Raw genomic sequence first — 14324 nt, 5'->3', positions numbered from 1 at the left:
GTATCCGCCGTTAAAACGACCCACTTGCCCTTAACTGTACTGCGCCACTTTTTTTGAAGTACGTTCCAGCTCAACATTCCAGGGCAGCAGTCGCTCCAGCTTTTCCAGGGTGTCAGCATCGGCGATGCGCTCCAGCACATGCCGGATGTACGCCGAGGGTTCCAGGTCGTTGGCTTTGGCCGTTTCGATCAGGGAGTAACAGGTGGCACTGGCGTGAGCGCCCTGCGGAGTATCCGCGAACAACCAGGCCTTGCGCCCCACGGCGAACGGGCGGATGGCATTCTCGGCCAGTACGTTGCTGATATGCAGGTCACCCCGCTTACAGTAGCCGATCAGGGTGGGCCACTGGTTCAGGGTGTATTCCATCGCTTTGCGAGTTAGCCCGCCTTTCATCACACGCCCCACGTTCGCATCCAGCCAAGACTTGAACACTTCCAGTTTGGGGAGGCTCAGCTCCTGACGGATCCGGTAGCGTTCGTTAGGGTTCAGGTCCTTGATCTGACGCTCGATGGCATACAGCTTGTTGATGTGGCCAAGTGCCACATCCGCTTTGGACAGCTTGGTCTGTTTGCCTTTACCCGCCGGCTTGGCCCCTTTGGTCGCTTCGATAAACTTACGGCGGGCGTGATCCCAGCAGCCGATACGGGTCAGCTCATTGGCTGAACAGATCGGCGCATAACCGGAGTAACCATCCGCCTGCAGCACACCCTTGAAGTCATCAAGCAGGCGCACGGGCACCGCTCCACTTCGAGAGGGATCATAGGCGAACAGGACGGAAGGTTGGCCCGGTGGTCCGCCACGGGTCACCCACATCCATTTATCGGATTGGGCGGCTTTGCCATCCTCTTTGAGTACCTGGATCCGGGTTTCGTCAGCCTGCAGGTAGGCCGCACTGTTCTGCGCTTCCCGCATCAGGTTGATCAGGGGTTTGAACACCTCATCCAGACGGATGATCCAGTGCGCCATGCGGGTGCGGCACAGCTCATGGCCCAGACGCTTGAACATCTGCTCTTGCCGATACAACGGCAGACCATCGGCATATTTGGAGGTGATCAGGTAGGCCAGCAGGGCCGGGGTGGCGATGCATTTGCCCAGCGGGTGTGTCGGGCGAGCCGCGGCCAGGATACGCTCGTCGCCGTTCTCCTCGAACACCGCTTTTTCCTGCCAGTATTCCAGTACTTTGAGCTGGGCGGGGATATAGTCCAGCTCTTCCTTGACCTTGGTGAAGAAGGTTTTGACCGCCCCGGCCTTCTCTTCATCACTCAGCTGCAGCTCGATACGCTCACGCAGCAGGTGATCGGAGAAGCCGCGCTGACGGCGCTTGGGTGCAGGCGTGACAGCAGGGGTATCACCTTCAGCGGCTTCAATATCGTCCGGGAGCTGATCCCGCAGCTGATCGATCTCGGCTTCCAGTTCGGACTCATCGAAGAGGTGGATCTGGTGGGCCGTTTTCTCACTGCTGGCCGCGAACCGCTGGATGCGTTGCAAGCGCAGCATCTCTTCCAGCAACAGGATGTATTGCTCGCGCTGCTGGAGTTGCCGGTCACGCGCTTTGACGGCCTGATCCCGCTGCTCAAGCACTTGGTTTTGCCGTTCAAGCTCATCCTCTTTCGAGGCCAGTTGCTGCTGCAGCCCGGCCACCATCGACAGCAAGTCAGCGGTCGATAAACTGCTGATATCAGGCGTCTTTGAGGTGGTTTCGGGCTGTGTTTTCATGGGCAAAATTATATCAAAAACAGCCAGTTGAAGCACCCAAAACCGGCTATCCAACGGCCTCATACTGCAAGGTTTTATGGCCTTGCAGCAGGCTGATATCATAGCCATCGAGCAGCCAGTTGATCTGCTCGCCGGTCAACGGCATGAGCTCATCAGCCGGGCTCGGCCACTTGAATTTCTCTTCGGCCAGCGCCTTGTAATAGAGGATAAAGCCGTTGTCCTCCCACATCAGGCACTTGATCTTGTTACGCTGTCGGTTGGTGAAGGCATACAGCGCACCGGTGAAGGGGTTCTGTCCCAACTCCTGTTCAATCAGCACCGCCAGACCATTGGCCTGCTTGCGAAAATCAATGGGCTCACGGTACAGATAGATCTCGGGCATGGACCGAGAGGGACGAAGATACCGCGGTTTCATCAGAGCTGCCTCAGGATCGCGCCGAGCAGGTCGACATTACCGGCATGCAGCCCTGTAATGGCCATGCCGCCGGGAAGCTTCAGGGTCAGATCATCCGATAGCGGTGAAGCGGCCACCTGGGTGACGCGAGCAAAGCCGGATGTTGGTGTACGCTCGGTATCGGTCGCATCATCTGTACCTTCGAGCTTGCGGCGCCAATAGACAAACTGGTGATAGGACAGTGACTGCTGTTTGCAGAAAGCAGCACCGGATAGCCCGGTATCACGCCAGTGTTCAATGTGCTGTTGCCAGTAGTGTGTGCGCTCGGCTGAGTTCATGCTGGATTCCTCGCGTAGGTGACGATGGAATCAGTGTGCGGCGGTCAGTGGCTGGAAAAAAGGTGCTGATTTAAGGGCGCTTACCAGTTTACCAGTATGCATAACACCTGGCGCTGGATTGTGGTGATACCTGTCGCCTTCAGTGCAAGCCTCTAAACCCGATGCACAATGCCGGGTCCATCCAGGTAGTTGCAGATCAACCCGGGGTGCAGCTCAATCAGTTCTCGCGTCAACTCTGACTGAACCACAAACATCTGGCCACCCGGCGAGCGGTCGGTTTTGGCAAGGACTTCGTACAGGCGTCCACGCGACAAGATTTTATGGGTGCCTGCAAACAGGTCGGCCTCAAGCTGGACAAGACTTCCAACCGGAATCGCCATCCATAGCTGGCGGGATTCCAATACGCTTTCTGCCCCGATGTCGACAGCGTCATCAGGGTCAATGACAGACATGAAATATTCCTGTGCACAGACCTTATTGCAGTATAGCCGATGCAAGCTGTCAGGCTTGAATGATGCCGTTACGCAGGGCCAGGCGGATGATCTCGGAGCCGTTACTCAGATTGAGTTTGCGCAGAATATTGGCACGATGAGCATGCACGGTTTTGGGGCTCAAAAAGACGGTGTCGGCAATGGTATTAACGCTGTGCCCTTCGGCCAGCAGGGTGAAAATTTCCAGCTCGCGACGTGTCAATTGAGAAATGGGAGAGCACTCTTCCCCGCTTTCGGCATCCTGTACGATCTGCGCACTGACCGAAGGTGAAAAGTACTTGCGGCCGGCATAGACTTCACGCACGGCATGGACCAGTTCGTTTTGAGCACAGCGTTTGGTGACGTAGCCTTTTACGCCCGCCTCCGCGACCCGCAAGGGATAGGGGCTGGCCTCCCAAATGGTCAGGACCAATATGTGTGCTTCGGGGTCGTGCAGCATGATGCGCTTGATCGCATCCATACCCGTGGTCGACGAGGCTTCGGATGTATCCTGATCAATAGGCATGGCCAAGTCCATGACAACTACATCCGGTTTGATGTTGCGATAGAGATCAACCGCCTGACTACCGTTTTCGGCTTCTGCAACAATTTCCATATCCGCCTCCTTGAGCAGCATGTGCTGAAAGCCGGCCCTCACGATGGAGTGGTCGTCTACCAGCAGGATACGGATTTTATTGCTCATATTGAGGCCTCTTGTGCTAGACAATAGAGAGGTTACCAGATTGACATGAACTCCTCATTCAGGCCACCTTAATCTTTGGTCTAGTCGTGTTGATATTCGGCGCCGCGATAAACGCCCGATGTATTCAGATCGACGGCTTCGGCTGACAGTCCGCTGCCATCATCAAGATGAGCCGGGATGGCCACGAGGTCGTCGCTGAAACCAACCAGATGTATCCCTTCCTTCTCGCAATGCGCCAAGACCTTTTCCAGCGCTTTAAGCACTGCTTCCTGGCGGTCATTGAACTGATCCGACGGGGTCGTATCACTGCGCCTGCGACTGGTCACGGAGCGCAGGACGTAGTCCGAGGTGTCCAACAGCTGAATGGTCAACCCTGGCAGCTTTTCACGTATCAGAACCGCCTTGGCGGCATCAAACAGCTGAGCATCAGTACAACTGATGACATCGCCGTCGCTGCAAGCTTTGAGGCGTTCTGTCACGTCCTTTATATTGGTATCATGCTCTATATAAAACTCCATAAAAACATAACCTTATAGAATAAAAGAGAAGTTTTACATTAAAATAATGTTACATTAGCCCTTGGCTTTGAGGAGCGCATTTTCCTTGCTCAGCAGGTCGTTTTGTCGCCTCAGTCGCTGCAATTCTTCTTCCTGTATGCGTACACGCACGCGCAGCTCGATCATGGCTTCATCATGTCCTTCCTGATGATTGCCAAGCACCTGCAACTGCTTAACCTCGTGCGCAGCACGATCGCGCTCGATACCCAAACGGATATTTTGTTCTTCAAGCTCCAGAATGCGTTTTTCCAGAACATGCTTTTCATCGCCCAGGCGCTCACAGCGCTCCAGAAGCCGAGCGTTTTGCTTCTGGGCGTCCAGCATGGCTGCCTCACCCCCGCTGCGTTGAGCCTCTACAGCTTGTTGCAGCTGGGCCTGCTGCTGCTCGATTTCAGCACGCTGTTGATTGAAACGATGCTCGGCATACGCCAATGCTCGATTCCATGTCTGGTTAGCCAGCTGCACAACCGGTTCAGGCAGCTCGGGGTGCTCGTTGCGCCGCTGTACACGCTCCGCGAGAGTATGCCACCAATCATTCAAAGCGCGATTGATGGTCGTCAGGCTACCGGTACCTAGTTGCTCTCGAACATTCTGTTGCGTAGGTCGGATGCCTTTTTCCAGCAGACTATCGGCGATCTCGATGGCACGGCTGTGTGTATCGCTCTTTTTGACCATACGGTACTCAATATGTATTAATGATATGTATTAAACGCCGTTATTGCTGCATTAAACGCTTGATTTTACTTTCACGCAAGCCATCTTCCCAGAAAGGCTTCCCTGAGATCCGTTTTCATCTAATATGACGGTAAAGTGGCAAAGGAGAATGCAGATGCCGATTAAAATCGCAATTAACGGTTATGGCCGTATCGGCCGCAATATTTTGCGCGCCCTGTTTGAAAGCGGGCGTCAGGATGAATTTGAGATTGTCGCCATTAACGACCTGGGCGATGGTGCTATTAGCGCCCACCTGACCCAGTTCGACTCGGTCCATGGACGCTTCATGTGGCCCGTGAGCACGGACGATGGCCACCTTTCTGTCGGCGACTACCGAATTCCGCTGTTACAGGAACCCGACCCTCACGCCCTGCCCTGGCGTGATCTCAATGTTGATATAGTGCTTGAGTGCACCGGTCGATTTACCACTCGTGAACAGGCCGCAGTCCATTTGCAGCAAGGCGCGCGCAAGGTTCTGGTTTCAGCCCCGGCAAAAGAGGCAGATGCCACTATTGTCTATGGCGTCAACGAAACCACGCTGACGGCAGAAGACCGGATTGTTTCAAACGCTTCTTGCACCACGAACTGCCTGGCACCCATGGCCAAGGTGCTGAATGACAGCATCGGCATTACACAAGGGCTGATGACAACGATTCACGCTTATACCAATGACCAGCACCTGACAGACGTTTATCATACGGATCTGTACCGCGCGCGAGCCGCTGCGCTTTCGATGATCCCAACCAAAACCGGAGCCGCCAAGGCGGTTGGCCTGGTACTGCCTGAACTGGACGGCCGTCTTTCTGGCCTGGCGGTGCGAGTACCTACAGCCAACGTCTCACTGGTCGATCTGACCTTTACTGCCGGACGAGAAACATCGGTCAACGAAGTGAATGAACTTGCGAAAGGTGCCGCTGAAGACCGAATGCGTAATATTATCGAATATAATGAAACGCCTCTGGTCTCCGTGGATTTCAATCACCACAGCGCTTCTTGCATATTCGACGGTCTGCAAACCCATGTAAATGGATCGATGGTCAAGGTCTTTGCCTGGTATGACAATGAATGGGGGTTTTCGAACAGAATGCTGGATACCGCGGCCTGCATGGCACGGTTGTAACTGACAAAAGCGCGCATTTTCCATTGACTTTCCGTTACCGAAAAGTCAGAATGCGCGCTTAACACATTGATTAAAAAGCTTACCTGCTTTTTATGAGCCCCCTTCCGCCCGGATGGTGAAATTGGTAGACACAAGGGATTTAAAATCCCTCGGCCTTTGGCTGTACCGGTTCGAGTCCGGTTCCGGGCACCAATATATATTCAACACAGATAACGCTATTTAGCCGGTAATGCTATAAGTGTTTTTGTATCTATCTTTATTGCCAATAACCTGCCACCAGGTTCACACACATGACCGATAGTGCTGATATCCATGCTTTCTTGATGAGCCTAGAACTCGAGCAATTAGAAAGCATCAAGCTCAAACTCGAAGCCCTTCTCAAGCAACAGCAGGAAGAACGGGAAAAACAGACACAGCAGCAAAAGACCCGCTCCAAACACCCTCCTTCCTACCACGATCTGGACGCACTCGCTGCCAATACAGGCCTCGACCTCAGCGGACTCATGAAAGATATCAAGCGCCGCACCTAAACTTTTTATCTATTGGTCAAAATGGCCTTTGCGACTATAATCCCGCCCTCGCAGGAGAGAGGATCATGACGTACCGGTCCCGCCGAAGGCGCAAACTCCCATAATCGCTCAGGCACATGTACTGCGAACTCAATCCATAAGCGTCGACTGGAGAGAGGTTGGCTAATGACCAACCCACCGAAGGGGCAAAGCGGCCTTGGCCGCACAAACTCTCAGGTAACCGGGACAGAGGGAGAGACGAAACCGACCCCGAAAGGGAGGTATCTTCGTGCTCACTTATATCTATATTATCGCCATCATTGCTGAAGGCATGTCTGGCGCCCTGGCCGCAGGGCGGCGCAACATGGACATTTTCGGCGTAGGTGTCATCGCGTTTATTACCGCACTTGGCGGTGGGACCATACGCGACATCCTGCTGGGCAATTTCCCCGTCTCCTGGACCCAACACCCCTCCTACATCTACCTCACTGTATCGGCCGGCTTGCTGACCATTGTGATCGCCCGCTTCATGCACCACCTGCACAAGTTGTTTCTGCTGCTTGATGCAATGGGCCTGATTGCCTTCACAATCATCGGCTGCAATGTTGCACTCGCACTTGAATACAATATCGCCGTTGTTGTCATGGCAGGCATGATCACCGGAATATTCGGTGGCATTCTCCGTGACATTCTCTGCCAGCGCGTTCCAGTCGTATTCAGACATGAGCTGTATGCCAGCGTTTCTCTGCTCGTGGCCTTGTTCTACCTGCAACTCAACTCCATGGGAGTCGACCAGGATCTTAATTTAATCGCATCCTTTGCTCTGGGGCTGAGCGTACGATTGGCTGCCATATACTGGCACTGGTCACTCCCCACCTTTCACTACGAGCCTGATCGCTGGAAATAGATATAAAACGCAACATGTGGAAAGGGGTGCTCAAGGGCGCCCTTTTTTGATGCTTCACAAAGATTGCTGGCGAGCATTGACATGGAATATCTTTATTGAGTTTAAAGATAGCCTGACAAAGCGGAATGAGGTTAAGCAAATAAGGGATGGGCACTTATGGAGTGAATGGAGGCTGGAGTCGGAATCGAACCGGCGTACACGGAGTTGCAGTCCGCTGCATGACCACTCTGCCATCCAGCCTCACAAATGTTGAGAATTGGAGCGGGAAACGAGACTCGAACTCGCGACCCCAACCTTGGCAAGGTTGTGCTCTACCAACTGAGCTATTCCCGCATCCTCAACAGTGGCGAGAATTATAATGATTTCACCAAGGGTGTCAATAAAAATATTGTGTTATCAAGCAGATAACCGAACCCTGTCCGCACAAACGGCAACATCTGATCCAAATGGATACCCATTAGATACACGATACGCATGCTTGAAGAGTGTAGATAGAGTTGGAAAATAACAAGAATACTTCAAGGAGTGAATGGAGGCTGGAGTCGGAATCGAACCGGCGTACACGGAGTTGCAGTCCGCTGCATGACCACTCTGCCATCCAGCCTCACAATTGTTGAGAATTGGAGCGGGAAACGAGACTCGAACTCGCGACCCCAACCTTGGCAAGGTTGTGCTCTACCAACTGAGCTATTCCCGCGTCCTCAACAATGAAGCGTATTATATAGAAGCAGCTCTGAGTGTCAATACTTTTTCAAATAAATAACCCATAAACTGCTTAAAAATTAACCACTTAGGCTAAATATCTTCGCTCAGATAGGGCCATGCCGCACGCAAATATAACAACATCGACCAGAGCGTGAGTATTGCTGCACCATACAAGGCCACGACGCCCGCCCAGGATAAAGCCGAATACAAGGGGGCCGCAATCAGGATCAGGATCGACAGCATCTGCAAAGCCGTTTTGATTTTACCGATGGATGAAACGGCCACGCTTGCACGTTTGCCCAGTTCGGCCATCCACTCCCTCAAGGCAGAAATCACGATTTCTCGCCCAATGATGATCACGGCCGGGACCGTTATCAGCGGCGAAGCAAACGCCTCGACCAGGAGCACCAAGGCTGCAGCAACCATCAACTTATCGGCTACCGGGTCCAGAAAAGCACCAAACGGAGAACTCTGATCCAGGCGGCGCGCCAGATACCCATCAAACCAGTCGGTAACAGCGGCCAAACCAAAGATCCCGGACGCCAACCAGGGCGCCCATTCATAGGGCAAGTAATACACCAGCAGGAAAACCGGTATCAGGATGATACGCAGCAGCGTAAGCAGATTGGGTATTTTGATTGTGTGCAAAAGAGGATCCCGTTACATCTTGGTCAACTTTCAGGATGGAGCGCTGCATATATTTCCTGCGCTAACGTCCGGCTTATACTAGAGACTTTGGCAATTTCTTCAATACTGGCACGTTCCACTTCAGCGAATCCGCCAAAGTGACGAAGCAGCTCTCGCCGGCGCTTGGGACCTACGCCAGGGATCTCCTCCAATTTCGACTTGCGCCGCGCCTTGCCTCGCTGGGCTCGATGCCCCGCAATCGCAAACCTGTGCGACTCATCTCGAATATGCTGCAACAGGTGCAAGGCCGGCGAATCCGAGGCAAGAATACTCTCCTCACCGGTATTGCCCATCACCAGCATCTCGAAGCCCGCCTTTCGGGTAGGCCCCTTGGCTACACCGATAACGGTTACTTCCGTGATTTGTAACTCCTCAAGCACCGCCAGCGCTTGGGCGACCTGCCCCTTACCACCATCGATAACCAACAGATCGGGCAGAGCACCCTCCCCTTTCTTGACCCTAGTATAACGCCGCGTCAGAGCTTGATGCATGGCTGCATAATCATCTCCCGGCGTAATACCCTCAATATTGAAGCGACGATAGTCTGACTTTTTAGGTCCTTCTCGATCAAATACAACACAGGAAGCAACGGTTGCTTCCCCTGAGCTGTGACTGATATCAAAACACTCCAGCCGTGCAGGGACATAGTCCAGAGAAAGCGCCTCCTGCAAGCTCAGGAAACGGTTATACACATTCTGCTTGCTGGCCAGATAGCTGCTGAGCTGCTGTTCGGCGTTACTCTGAGCCAGCCGCTGCCACCCCGCACGCTCGGCACGCACGCTGTGCTGAATCGCCACCTTCCGGCCTCGCTTGTGCTCCAGCGCCTCCCTGACACATTCAGCATCAGGGATTGCCACGGCGGTAATCACTACAGGCGGAATTTCCCTTGGGCCTGACAGGTAATACTGCGCGACAAAGGCAGCCAGCACCTCTTCCGCCGAGTCTTCAATGGAAACCCTGGGATGGTAAGCCTTGCTGCCAATGACACGCCCGTCACGTACAAAAAGCGCGTGCACTGAAACTCCGCCCGGCTGTACAGCACAGCCAAAGACATCCGCATCCCCCGCCTGGCCGGAGACGTACTGCTGCTCCTGCACCTGCCGCAGGACGCTGATCTGATCTCGCAATCTGGCCGCTCGTTCAAACTCCAGACGCTGCGAGGCATCATCCATCTCTGTTGCCAATGACTCCAGAATATCCCGACTCCGCCCCTCCAGAAACAGCATGGCGTTATTCACATCCTGGCGATATTCATGCTCCGGGATAAGATCGACACAAGGGGCTGTACAACGCTTGATCTGATACTGCAGACAGGGGCGTGAGCGGTTCCGGAAAAAGCTGTCTTCGCACTGGCGGATGCGGAAGATTTTCTGCAACAGATTAAGACTTTCACGCACCGCTCCCGAACTGGGGTAGGGGCCAAAATAGCGCCCTTTTTTACGCCCGGAACCGCGCAAAAAACGGATAGCCGGATAGTTGTCCCGATCGGAAACAAATATATAGGGGTAGGATTTGTCATCCCGCAGCAGAATATTGTACGGCGGGCGCTGCTGCTTGATCAGGTTTTGCTCCAGCAGCAAGGCTTCGGTTTCGCTGCCGGTCACCGTGACTTCTATGCGCCGAATCCGCGCGACCAAAGCCTGGGTTTTGGCGCTTAAGCCACTGGAGCGGAAATAACTGCTGACACGATTGCGCAGATTTTTGGCCTTCCCGACATACAAAATATCGTCGGCCTCGCCGTACATCTGATAAATGCCCGGACGGCGAGTCAGCCCCTGCAGGAATGCTTTACTATCGAATTCAGTCACAAAAGCAGCTTGGTTGCGCGGTTCAACCCACGGCATTCAGGGTCTTGTTGGCATCCATATGCAGGTGCGTAGCTTCCGTATGAATGCGCTGCAACTGCTCACGCGTGGCATCCAGAATCCCGGCGCCGCGGGACAAGGATACTTCCAGGTACACACCGATTTCCGCGTAATAATACAGCCTCGCATCAAATGACTGTGCACGCTTGAGCTTGCTCAACGAGATTTGGGCACCATTGACGAGAATGGTATTGATATCGTTATCCGACAGCAGAGGGTGGCGCTCCTTTTCAGCATATTGAGCGGCAGACCCCAGTCTGGATCGGCTATTCACTGTCATAACTACTCCTGAGCGCGATAGTACAAAATACATGCCGGAGCAGGCTCCGGCACGGGACACACTTACTTCTGCTCCGCCTTGGCGGCATCCTTGGCAATCTCACGCTTCATGAAACGCAGGCCGAAGAAACTGATTACGAGCATGGCAGCAACAATCAGGACGCTGGGAGCAAAAGAGATCATGCTGTACTTGTCGATATCAAACATAGAACTACCTCTGTTGTAATCATTCTAATCAGGATACACAAAAGGCAGCATTATCGGAGCTTTACCCCTCTTTCTCAAGCCTTTTCAAAAGACTGGAAGTATCCAGACGACCACCGCCTTCCGCTTGAACATCCGCGTAAAACTGATCCACCAGCGCGGTCACGGGCAACCGGGCACCATTGTTGCGCGCCTCGTTCAATGCGATTTGGAGATCCTTGCGCATCCAGTCAACCGCAAAGCCAAAGTCATACTTGTTTTCCAACATGGTTTGATGTCGATTGACCATCTGCCAGGAGCCTGCAGCACCATGCTGAATCACATCAAACACTGCCTCCCCGTCCAGGCCCGAACGCTGTACAAAATGAACCGCTTCAGCCAGACCCTGAACCAGCCCGGCAATAGCGATCTGATTGACCATTTTTGCCAGCTGGCCACTACCTGCAGGCCCGAGCAGCTTCTGCGACCGCGCATAAGCCTCAAGCACGGGGGCCGCTCGCTGGTAATCGACATCCGCACCACCAATCATGATGCTCAAAACACCGCCTTCAGCACCCGCCTGCCCTCCGGATACTGGCGCATCCAGAAAACCGATTCCCCGGTCACGGGACAAGCTGTCAAGCGTGCGTGCCACATCGGCAGAAGCCGTCGTATGATCAATCAGCAAACTCCCGCTTTTCATGCCGGCAAGCACACCCTGCGGACTGTTGGTTACTTCCAGTAAATCACCATCATTGCCGACACAGGTAAAGACGAAGTCGGCACCCTGAGCTGCGTCTGCAGGTGTTGCCGCCAAGGCCCCGGCATGCTCTTGCACCCAACGCTGCGCTTTTTCATGTGTACGGTTGTAAACACATACCTCATGTCCGGCACGTGCCAGATGTCCGGCCATTGGGAATCCCATAACCCCCAAACCGATAAATGCAACCTTAGCCATACGCAACCTCCTGCAAACCGACTTCTTATTATGCTTTATTTGGCACCGGCATATACGGCGGCAGCCGCTACCGCAGCGCGACCACTGGCAACATCAGCCCCCTGTTCAATCAAAGTATTTTCCAGCGCATCCAGGCATAGCATGACATGACGCCGCGTACAGGACGTTCCCATCAGGCCGATACGCCATACCTTGCCTGCCAGCGCGCCCAGACCGGCACCGATCTCCAGACCATAAGCATCCAGCAGATGACCGCGGACCTCCGCCTCACGCACGCCTTCAGGAATGCTGACCGAGTTCAACTGAGGGAGACGAATATCGGCCGCTACGGACATCTTCAGCCCCATGGCCTCCAAGCCGTCCCGCAGCGCTTGATGATGCAGCGCATGTCGCTGCCAGGCATTTTCGATACCCTCTTCCTGTAGCATGACCAGAGCCTCATGCAGGCCATAAAGCGCATTAACCGGAGCCGTATGATGATAGGCCCGCTGCTGCCCCTCTCCCCAGTAACCCATCACCAGTGTCTTATCCAGGAACCAGCTGGGAATCCGGTTGGTACGCTTGCCGACCTTGCTCAAGGCGCGCTCACTGAATGTAACCGGCGATATCCCCGGCGGGGCCGACAGGCACTTCTGGGTCCCGGAGTACAGCGCATCAATACCCCACTGATCCACTTCCAGCTGAATGCCGCCCAGAGACGTCACGGCATCCACGACTGTCAAGCAACCATAATCACGCGCCAAACGACACAGCGCCTGTGCATCCGAGCACACCCCCGTAGAGGTTTCGGCATGCACAAAAGCCAGTATCTTGATGTCATCATGCTGCTCCATCAAGGCTCTAACCTTGTCAACACTGACGGCCGTTCCCCAGACATCCTCAACCATCAAGGCAACGCCGCCAAAGCGTTCTACATTTTCTTTCATGCGACCGCCAAAAACGCCATTCTGACAGACGATGACCTTGTCGCCGGGCTCGACAAGATTCACAAAGCAAGCCTCCATGCCTGCCGACCCCGGTGCGGACACCGGCATTGTGAGCGGATTATCCGTGCGCAAGGCATACTGCAGAAGCTGTTTGATTTCATCCATCATCCCGATAAACGCCGGATCCAGATGACCGATTGTCGGCCGCGCCATGGCAGCAAGTACGCGGGGGTGCACGTCAGAAGGACCGGGGCCCATAAGCGTTCTTAGCGGAGGATGAAAAGACTTGATCATGTATACTTCCTGGTAAAACAATGAGTTGTAGAGTCTACTTAATGTTCTGAAATACGTTGAACAATGGCCATAACCATTTGTGCCGAGTGCTTCGCAGCAGTTTCCAGAAACTGCTGAAAGGACTGATTGGATTCCTTGCCGGCAATATCCGACAGCGCGCGAATCACAATAAAAGGCGTATTAAAGCGGTAGCAGGTCTGAGCAATAGCGGCTGCCTCCATTTCCACGGCCTGCATGGTCGGAAACAGCTCACGGGTGCGCGCCACTCGATCAGGGCAGTCCATGAAGCTGTCACCCGTTGCAATAAGCCCCCTTACCGTATGCGTATGCGGCAGCTGCGCTATACATTCCTCTGCCATCTCGGCCAGCAAAGGGTCTGCGATAAATGCCGGAGGCAGACCTGGCACCTGCCCATGCTCATAGCCAAACGCCGTGACATCAACATCGTGATGACGCACCTCATCGGAGATAACGACATCACCCACATTCAAATGACAATCAAAGCCACCGGCAGAACCCGTATTGATCACGCAGTCCGGTGCAAAAGTCTGCAGCAGCAAGGTTGTACTGATTGCGGCATTCACTTTACCGATACCGGACTTGAGCAGGACAATCTCGACACCATTCAGAGTGCCTGTGTAAAAATCAAAGCCGGAAAGCGTTTGTGTCTGCAGATTTTCCAGGCCGTTTTTCAGCAGCTCCACTTCCTGCTCCATGGCCCCTATCAAGGCAACGCGAGGCTGGCGATCCAGGTGTTTCAGTTGTTCAGTTAAGGAGGATATTCTTGTCATTAGTTATCGGTACTTTTGGCGTAATTGTATGCAAAAACGCATGCTACCACGGTCTGGTCAATTGGCAATTCTTTCACTAGAGCAAAGCCCTGATAAAGATGAAATGTATTAATAATACTCAATACATACCGCATACACTGCCCGTGAAATTCCTCGCGATAATGTTTGACTCCTCCTACTAACTCTATAGAATAGTCCCAGCTTTAAA

At 53.7% G+C, this 14324-nt stretch carries 17 protein-coding genes, 5 tRNA genes and 2 riboswitches; of the genes, 4 read left to right on the top strand and 18 right to left on the bottom strand.

All coding sequences use genetic code 11. The features are described from left to right. Positions 1-30 precede the first annotated feature (30 nt). The 7 genes from tnpC to H1S06_RS07945 form a co-directional block, all read right to left on the bottom strand. Positions 31-1716 carry an IS66 family transposase gene (tnpC, locus tag H1S06_RS07975; protein WP_181736332.1) on the bottom strand — a complete coding sequence of 562 codons (1686 nt, stop codon included), beginning with the start codon at positions 1714-1716 and terminating at the stop codon, positions 31-33. 46 nt (positions 1717-1762) lie between these two features. Beyond that, positions 1763-2131 (bottom strand): IS66 family insertion sequence element accessory protein TnpB, encoded by a 369-nt coding sequence (gene tnpB, locus H1S06_RS07970; protein ID WP_181736331.1) that lies wholly within the window; start codon positions 2129-2131, stop codon positions 1763-1765. Further along, on the bottom strand, positions 2131-2448 hold the full coding sequence (gene tnpA, locus H1S06_RS07965; RefSeq protein ID WP_181736330.1) for an IS66 family insertion sequence element accessory protein TnpA: 318 nt from the start codon (positions 2446-2448) through the stop codon (positions 2131-2133). The genes tnpB and tnpA overlap by 1 nt, the downstream gene beginning before the upstream one ends. 152 nt (positions 2449-2600) lie before the next feature. Beyond that, positions 2601-2900, bottom strand: coding sequence for a hypothetical protein (locus H1S06_RS07960; protein ID WP_181738964.1), 300 nt, complete (start codon positions 2898-2900; stop codon positions 2601-2603). 49 nt (positions 2901-2949) lie between these two features. After that, positions 2950-3621, bottom strand: a complete 672-nt coding sequence (locus H1S06_RS07955; RefSeq protein WP_181738962.1) for a response regulator — start codon at positions 3619-3621, stop codon at positions 2950-2952. An 80-nt stretch (positions 3622-3701) separates the two neighbouring features. Beyond that, a complete protein-coding gene (locus H1S06_RS07950; protein WP_181738960.1) occupies positions 3702-4139 on the bottom strand; it encodes a response regulator in 438 nt (145 codons plus the stop codon). 54 nt (positions 4140-4193) lie between these two features. After that, positions 4194-4853 (bottom strand): DNA-binding protein, encoded by a 660-nt coding sequence (locus H1S06_RS07945; protein ID WP_181738958.1) that lies wholly within the window; start codon positions 4851-4853, stop codon positions 4194-4196. Positions 4854-5007: 154 nt separating this feature from the next. Here H1S06_RS07945 and gap point away from each other — a divergent pair, with 154 nt between their 5' ends. From gap to H1S06_RS15730, 4 genes are all read left to right on the top strand, one after another. Beyond that, entirely contained in the window at positions 5008-6012 is a 1005-nt protein-coding gene (gap, locus tag H1S06_RS07940; protein ID WP_181738956.1) for a type I glyceraldehyde-3-phosphate dehydrogenase, read from the top strand. Between the two features lie 106 nt (positions 6013-6118). Continuing rightward, positions 6119-6204, top strand: a tRNA-Leu gene (locus H1S06_RS07935). Positions 6205-6302: 98 nt separating this feature from the next. Continuing rightward, on the top strand, positions 6303-6542 hold the full coding sequence (locus tag H1S06_RS07930; RefSeq protein WP_181738954.1) for an H-NS family histone-like protein: 240 nt from the start codon (positions 6303-6305) through the stop codon (positions 6540-6542). Between the two features lie 41 nt (positions 6543-6583). Beyond that, a riboswitch (glycine riboswitch) is annotated at positions 6584-6676 on the top strand. Positions 6677-6679: 3 nt separating this feature from the next. Beyond that, positions 6680-6781: riboswitch (glycine riboswitch) on the top strand. 29 nt (positions 6782-6810) lie between these two features. Continuing rightward, entirely contained in the window at positions 6811-7428 is a 618-nt protein-coding gene (locus H1S06_RS15730; RefSeq protein ID WP_181738952.1) for a trimeric intracellular cation channel family protein, read from the top strand. Between the two features lie 166 nt (positions 7429-7594). Here the strand turns inward: H1S06_RS15730 and H1S06_RS07920 are convergent. The 11 genes from H1S06_RS07920 to mtnN form a co-directional block, all read right to left on the bottom strand. Continuing rightward, positions 7595-7668, bottom strand: a tRNA-Cys gene (locus tag H1S06_RS07920). A 17-nt stretch (positions 7669-7685) separates the two neighbouring features. Continuing rightward, positions 7686-7761 (bottom strand) — tRNA-Gly (locus H1S06_RS07915). Between the two features lie 197 nt (positions 7762-7958). Beyond that, positions 7959-8032: transfer RNA gene (locus H1S06_RS07910), tRNA-Cys, on the bottom strand. A 17-nt stretch (positions 8033-8049) separates the two neighbouring features. Next, positions 8050-8125, bottom strand: a tRNA-Gly gene (locus tag H1S06_RS07905). A gap of 98 nt (positions 8126-8223) precedes the next feature. Continuing rightward, positions 8224-8772, bottom strand: a complete 549-nt coding sequence (pgsA, locus tag H1S06_RS07900) for a CDP-diacylglycerol--glycerol-3-phosphate 3-phosphatidyltransferase (RefSeq protein ID WP_181738976.1) — start codon at positions 8770-8772, stop codon at positions 8224-8226. A gap of 32 nt (positions 8773-8804) precedes the next feature. Next, positions 8805-10664, bottom strand: coding sequence for an excinuclease ABC subunit UvrC (uvrC, locus tag H1S06_RS07895; RefSeq protein WP_181738950.1), 1860 nt, complete (start codon positions 10662-10664; stop codon positions 8805-8807). Then, positions 10651-10965 (bottom strand): excinuclease ABC subunit C, encoded by a 315-nt coding sequence (locus H1S06_RS07890; RefSeq protein WP_181738948.1) that lies wholly within the window; start codon positions 10963-10965, stop codon positions 10651-10653. Before H1S06_RS07890 ends, uvrC begins: the two co-directional genes overlap by 14 nt. A gap of 62 nt (positions 10966-11027) precedes the next feature. Continuing rightward, positions 11028-11171 (bottom strand): hypothetical protein, encoded by a 144-nt coding sequence (locus H1S06_RS07885; protein WP_181738946.1) that lies wholly within the window; start codon positions 11169-11171, stop codon positions 11028-11030. A 61-nt stretch (positions 11172-11232) separates the two neighbouring features. After that, on the bottom strand, positions 11233-12144 hold the full coding sequence (locus tag H1S06_RS07880) for an NAD(P)-dependent oxidoreductase (RefSeq protein ID WP_328515323.1): 912 nt from the start codon (positions 12142-12144) through the stop codon (positions 11233-11235). Beyond that, positions 12141-13325, bottom strand: a complete 1185-nt coding sequence (locus tag H1S06_RS07875) for a pyridoxal-phosphate-dependent aminotransferase family protein (protein WP_181738942.1) — start codon at positions 13323-13325, stop codon at positions 12141-12143. The genes H1S06_RS07880 and H1S06_RS07875 overlap by 4 nt, the downstream gene beginning before the upstream one ends. Positions 13326-13363: 38 nt before the next feature. Beyond that, positions 13364-14116, bottom strand: a complete 753-nt coding sequence (gene mtnN / locus H1S06_RS07870; RefSeq protein ID WP_181738940.1) for a 5'-methylthioadenosine/S-adenosylhomocysteine nucleosidase — start codon at positions 14114-14116, stop codon at positions 13364-13366. Positions 14117-14324 lie beyond the last annotated feature (208 nt).

This window comes from Marinobacterium marinum, from assembly GCF_013868415.1.
GTDB classification, from domain to species: domain Bacteria; phylum Pseudomonadota; class Gammaproteobacteria; order Pseudomonadales; family Balneatricaceae; genus Marinobacterium; species Marinobacterium marinum.
This window is presented reverse-complemented; position numbering and strand designations above follow the sequence as displayed.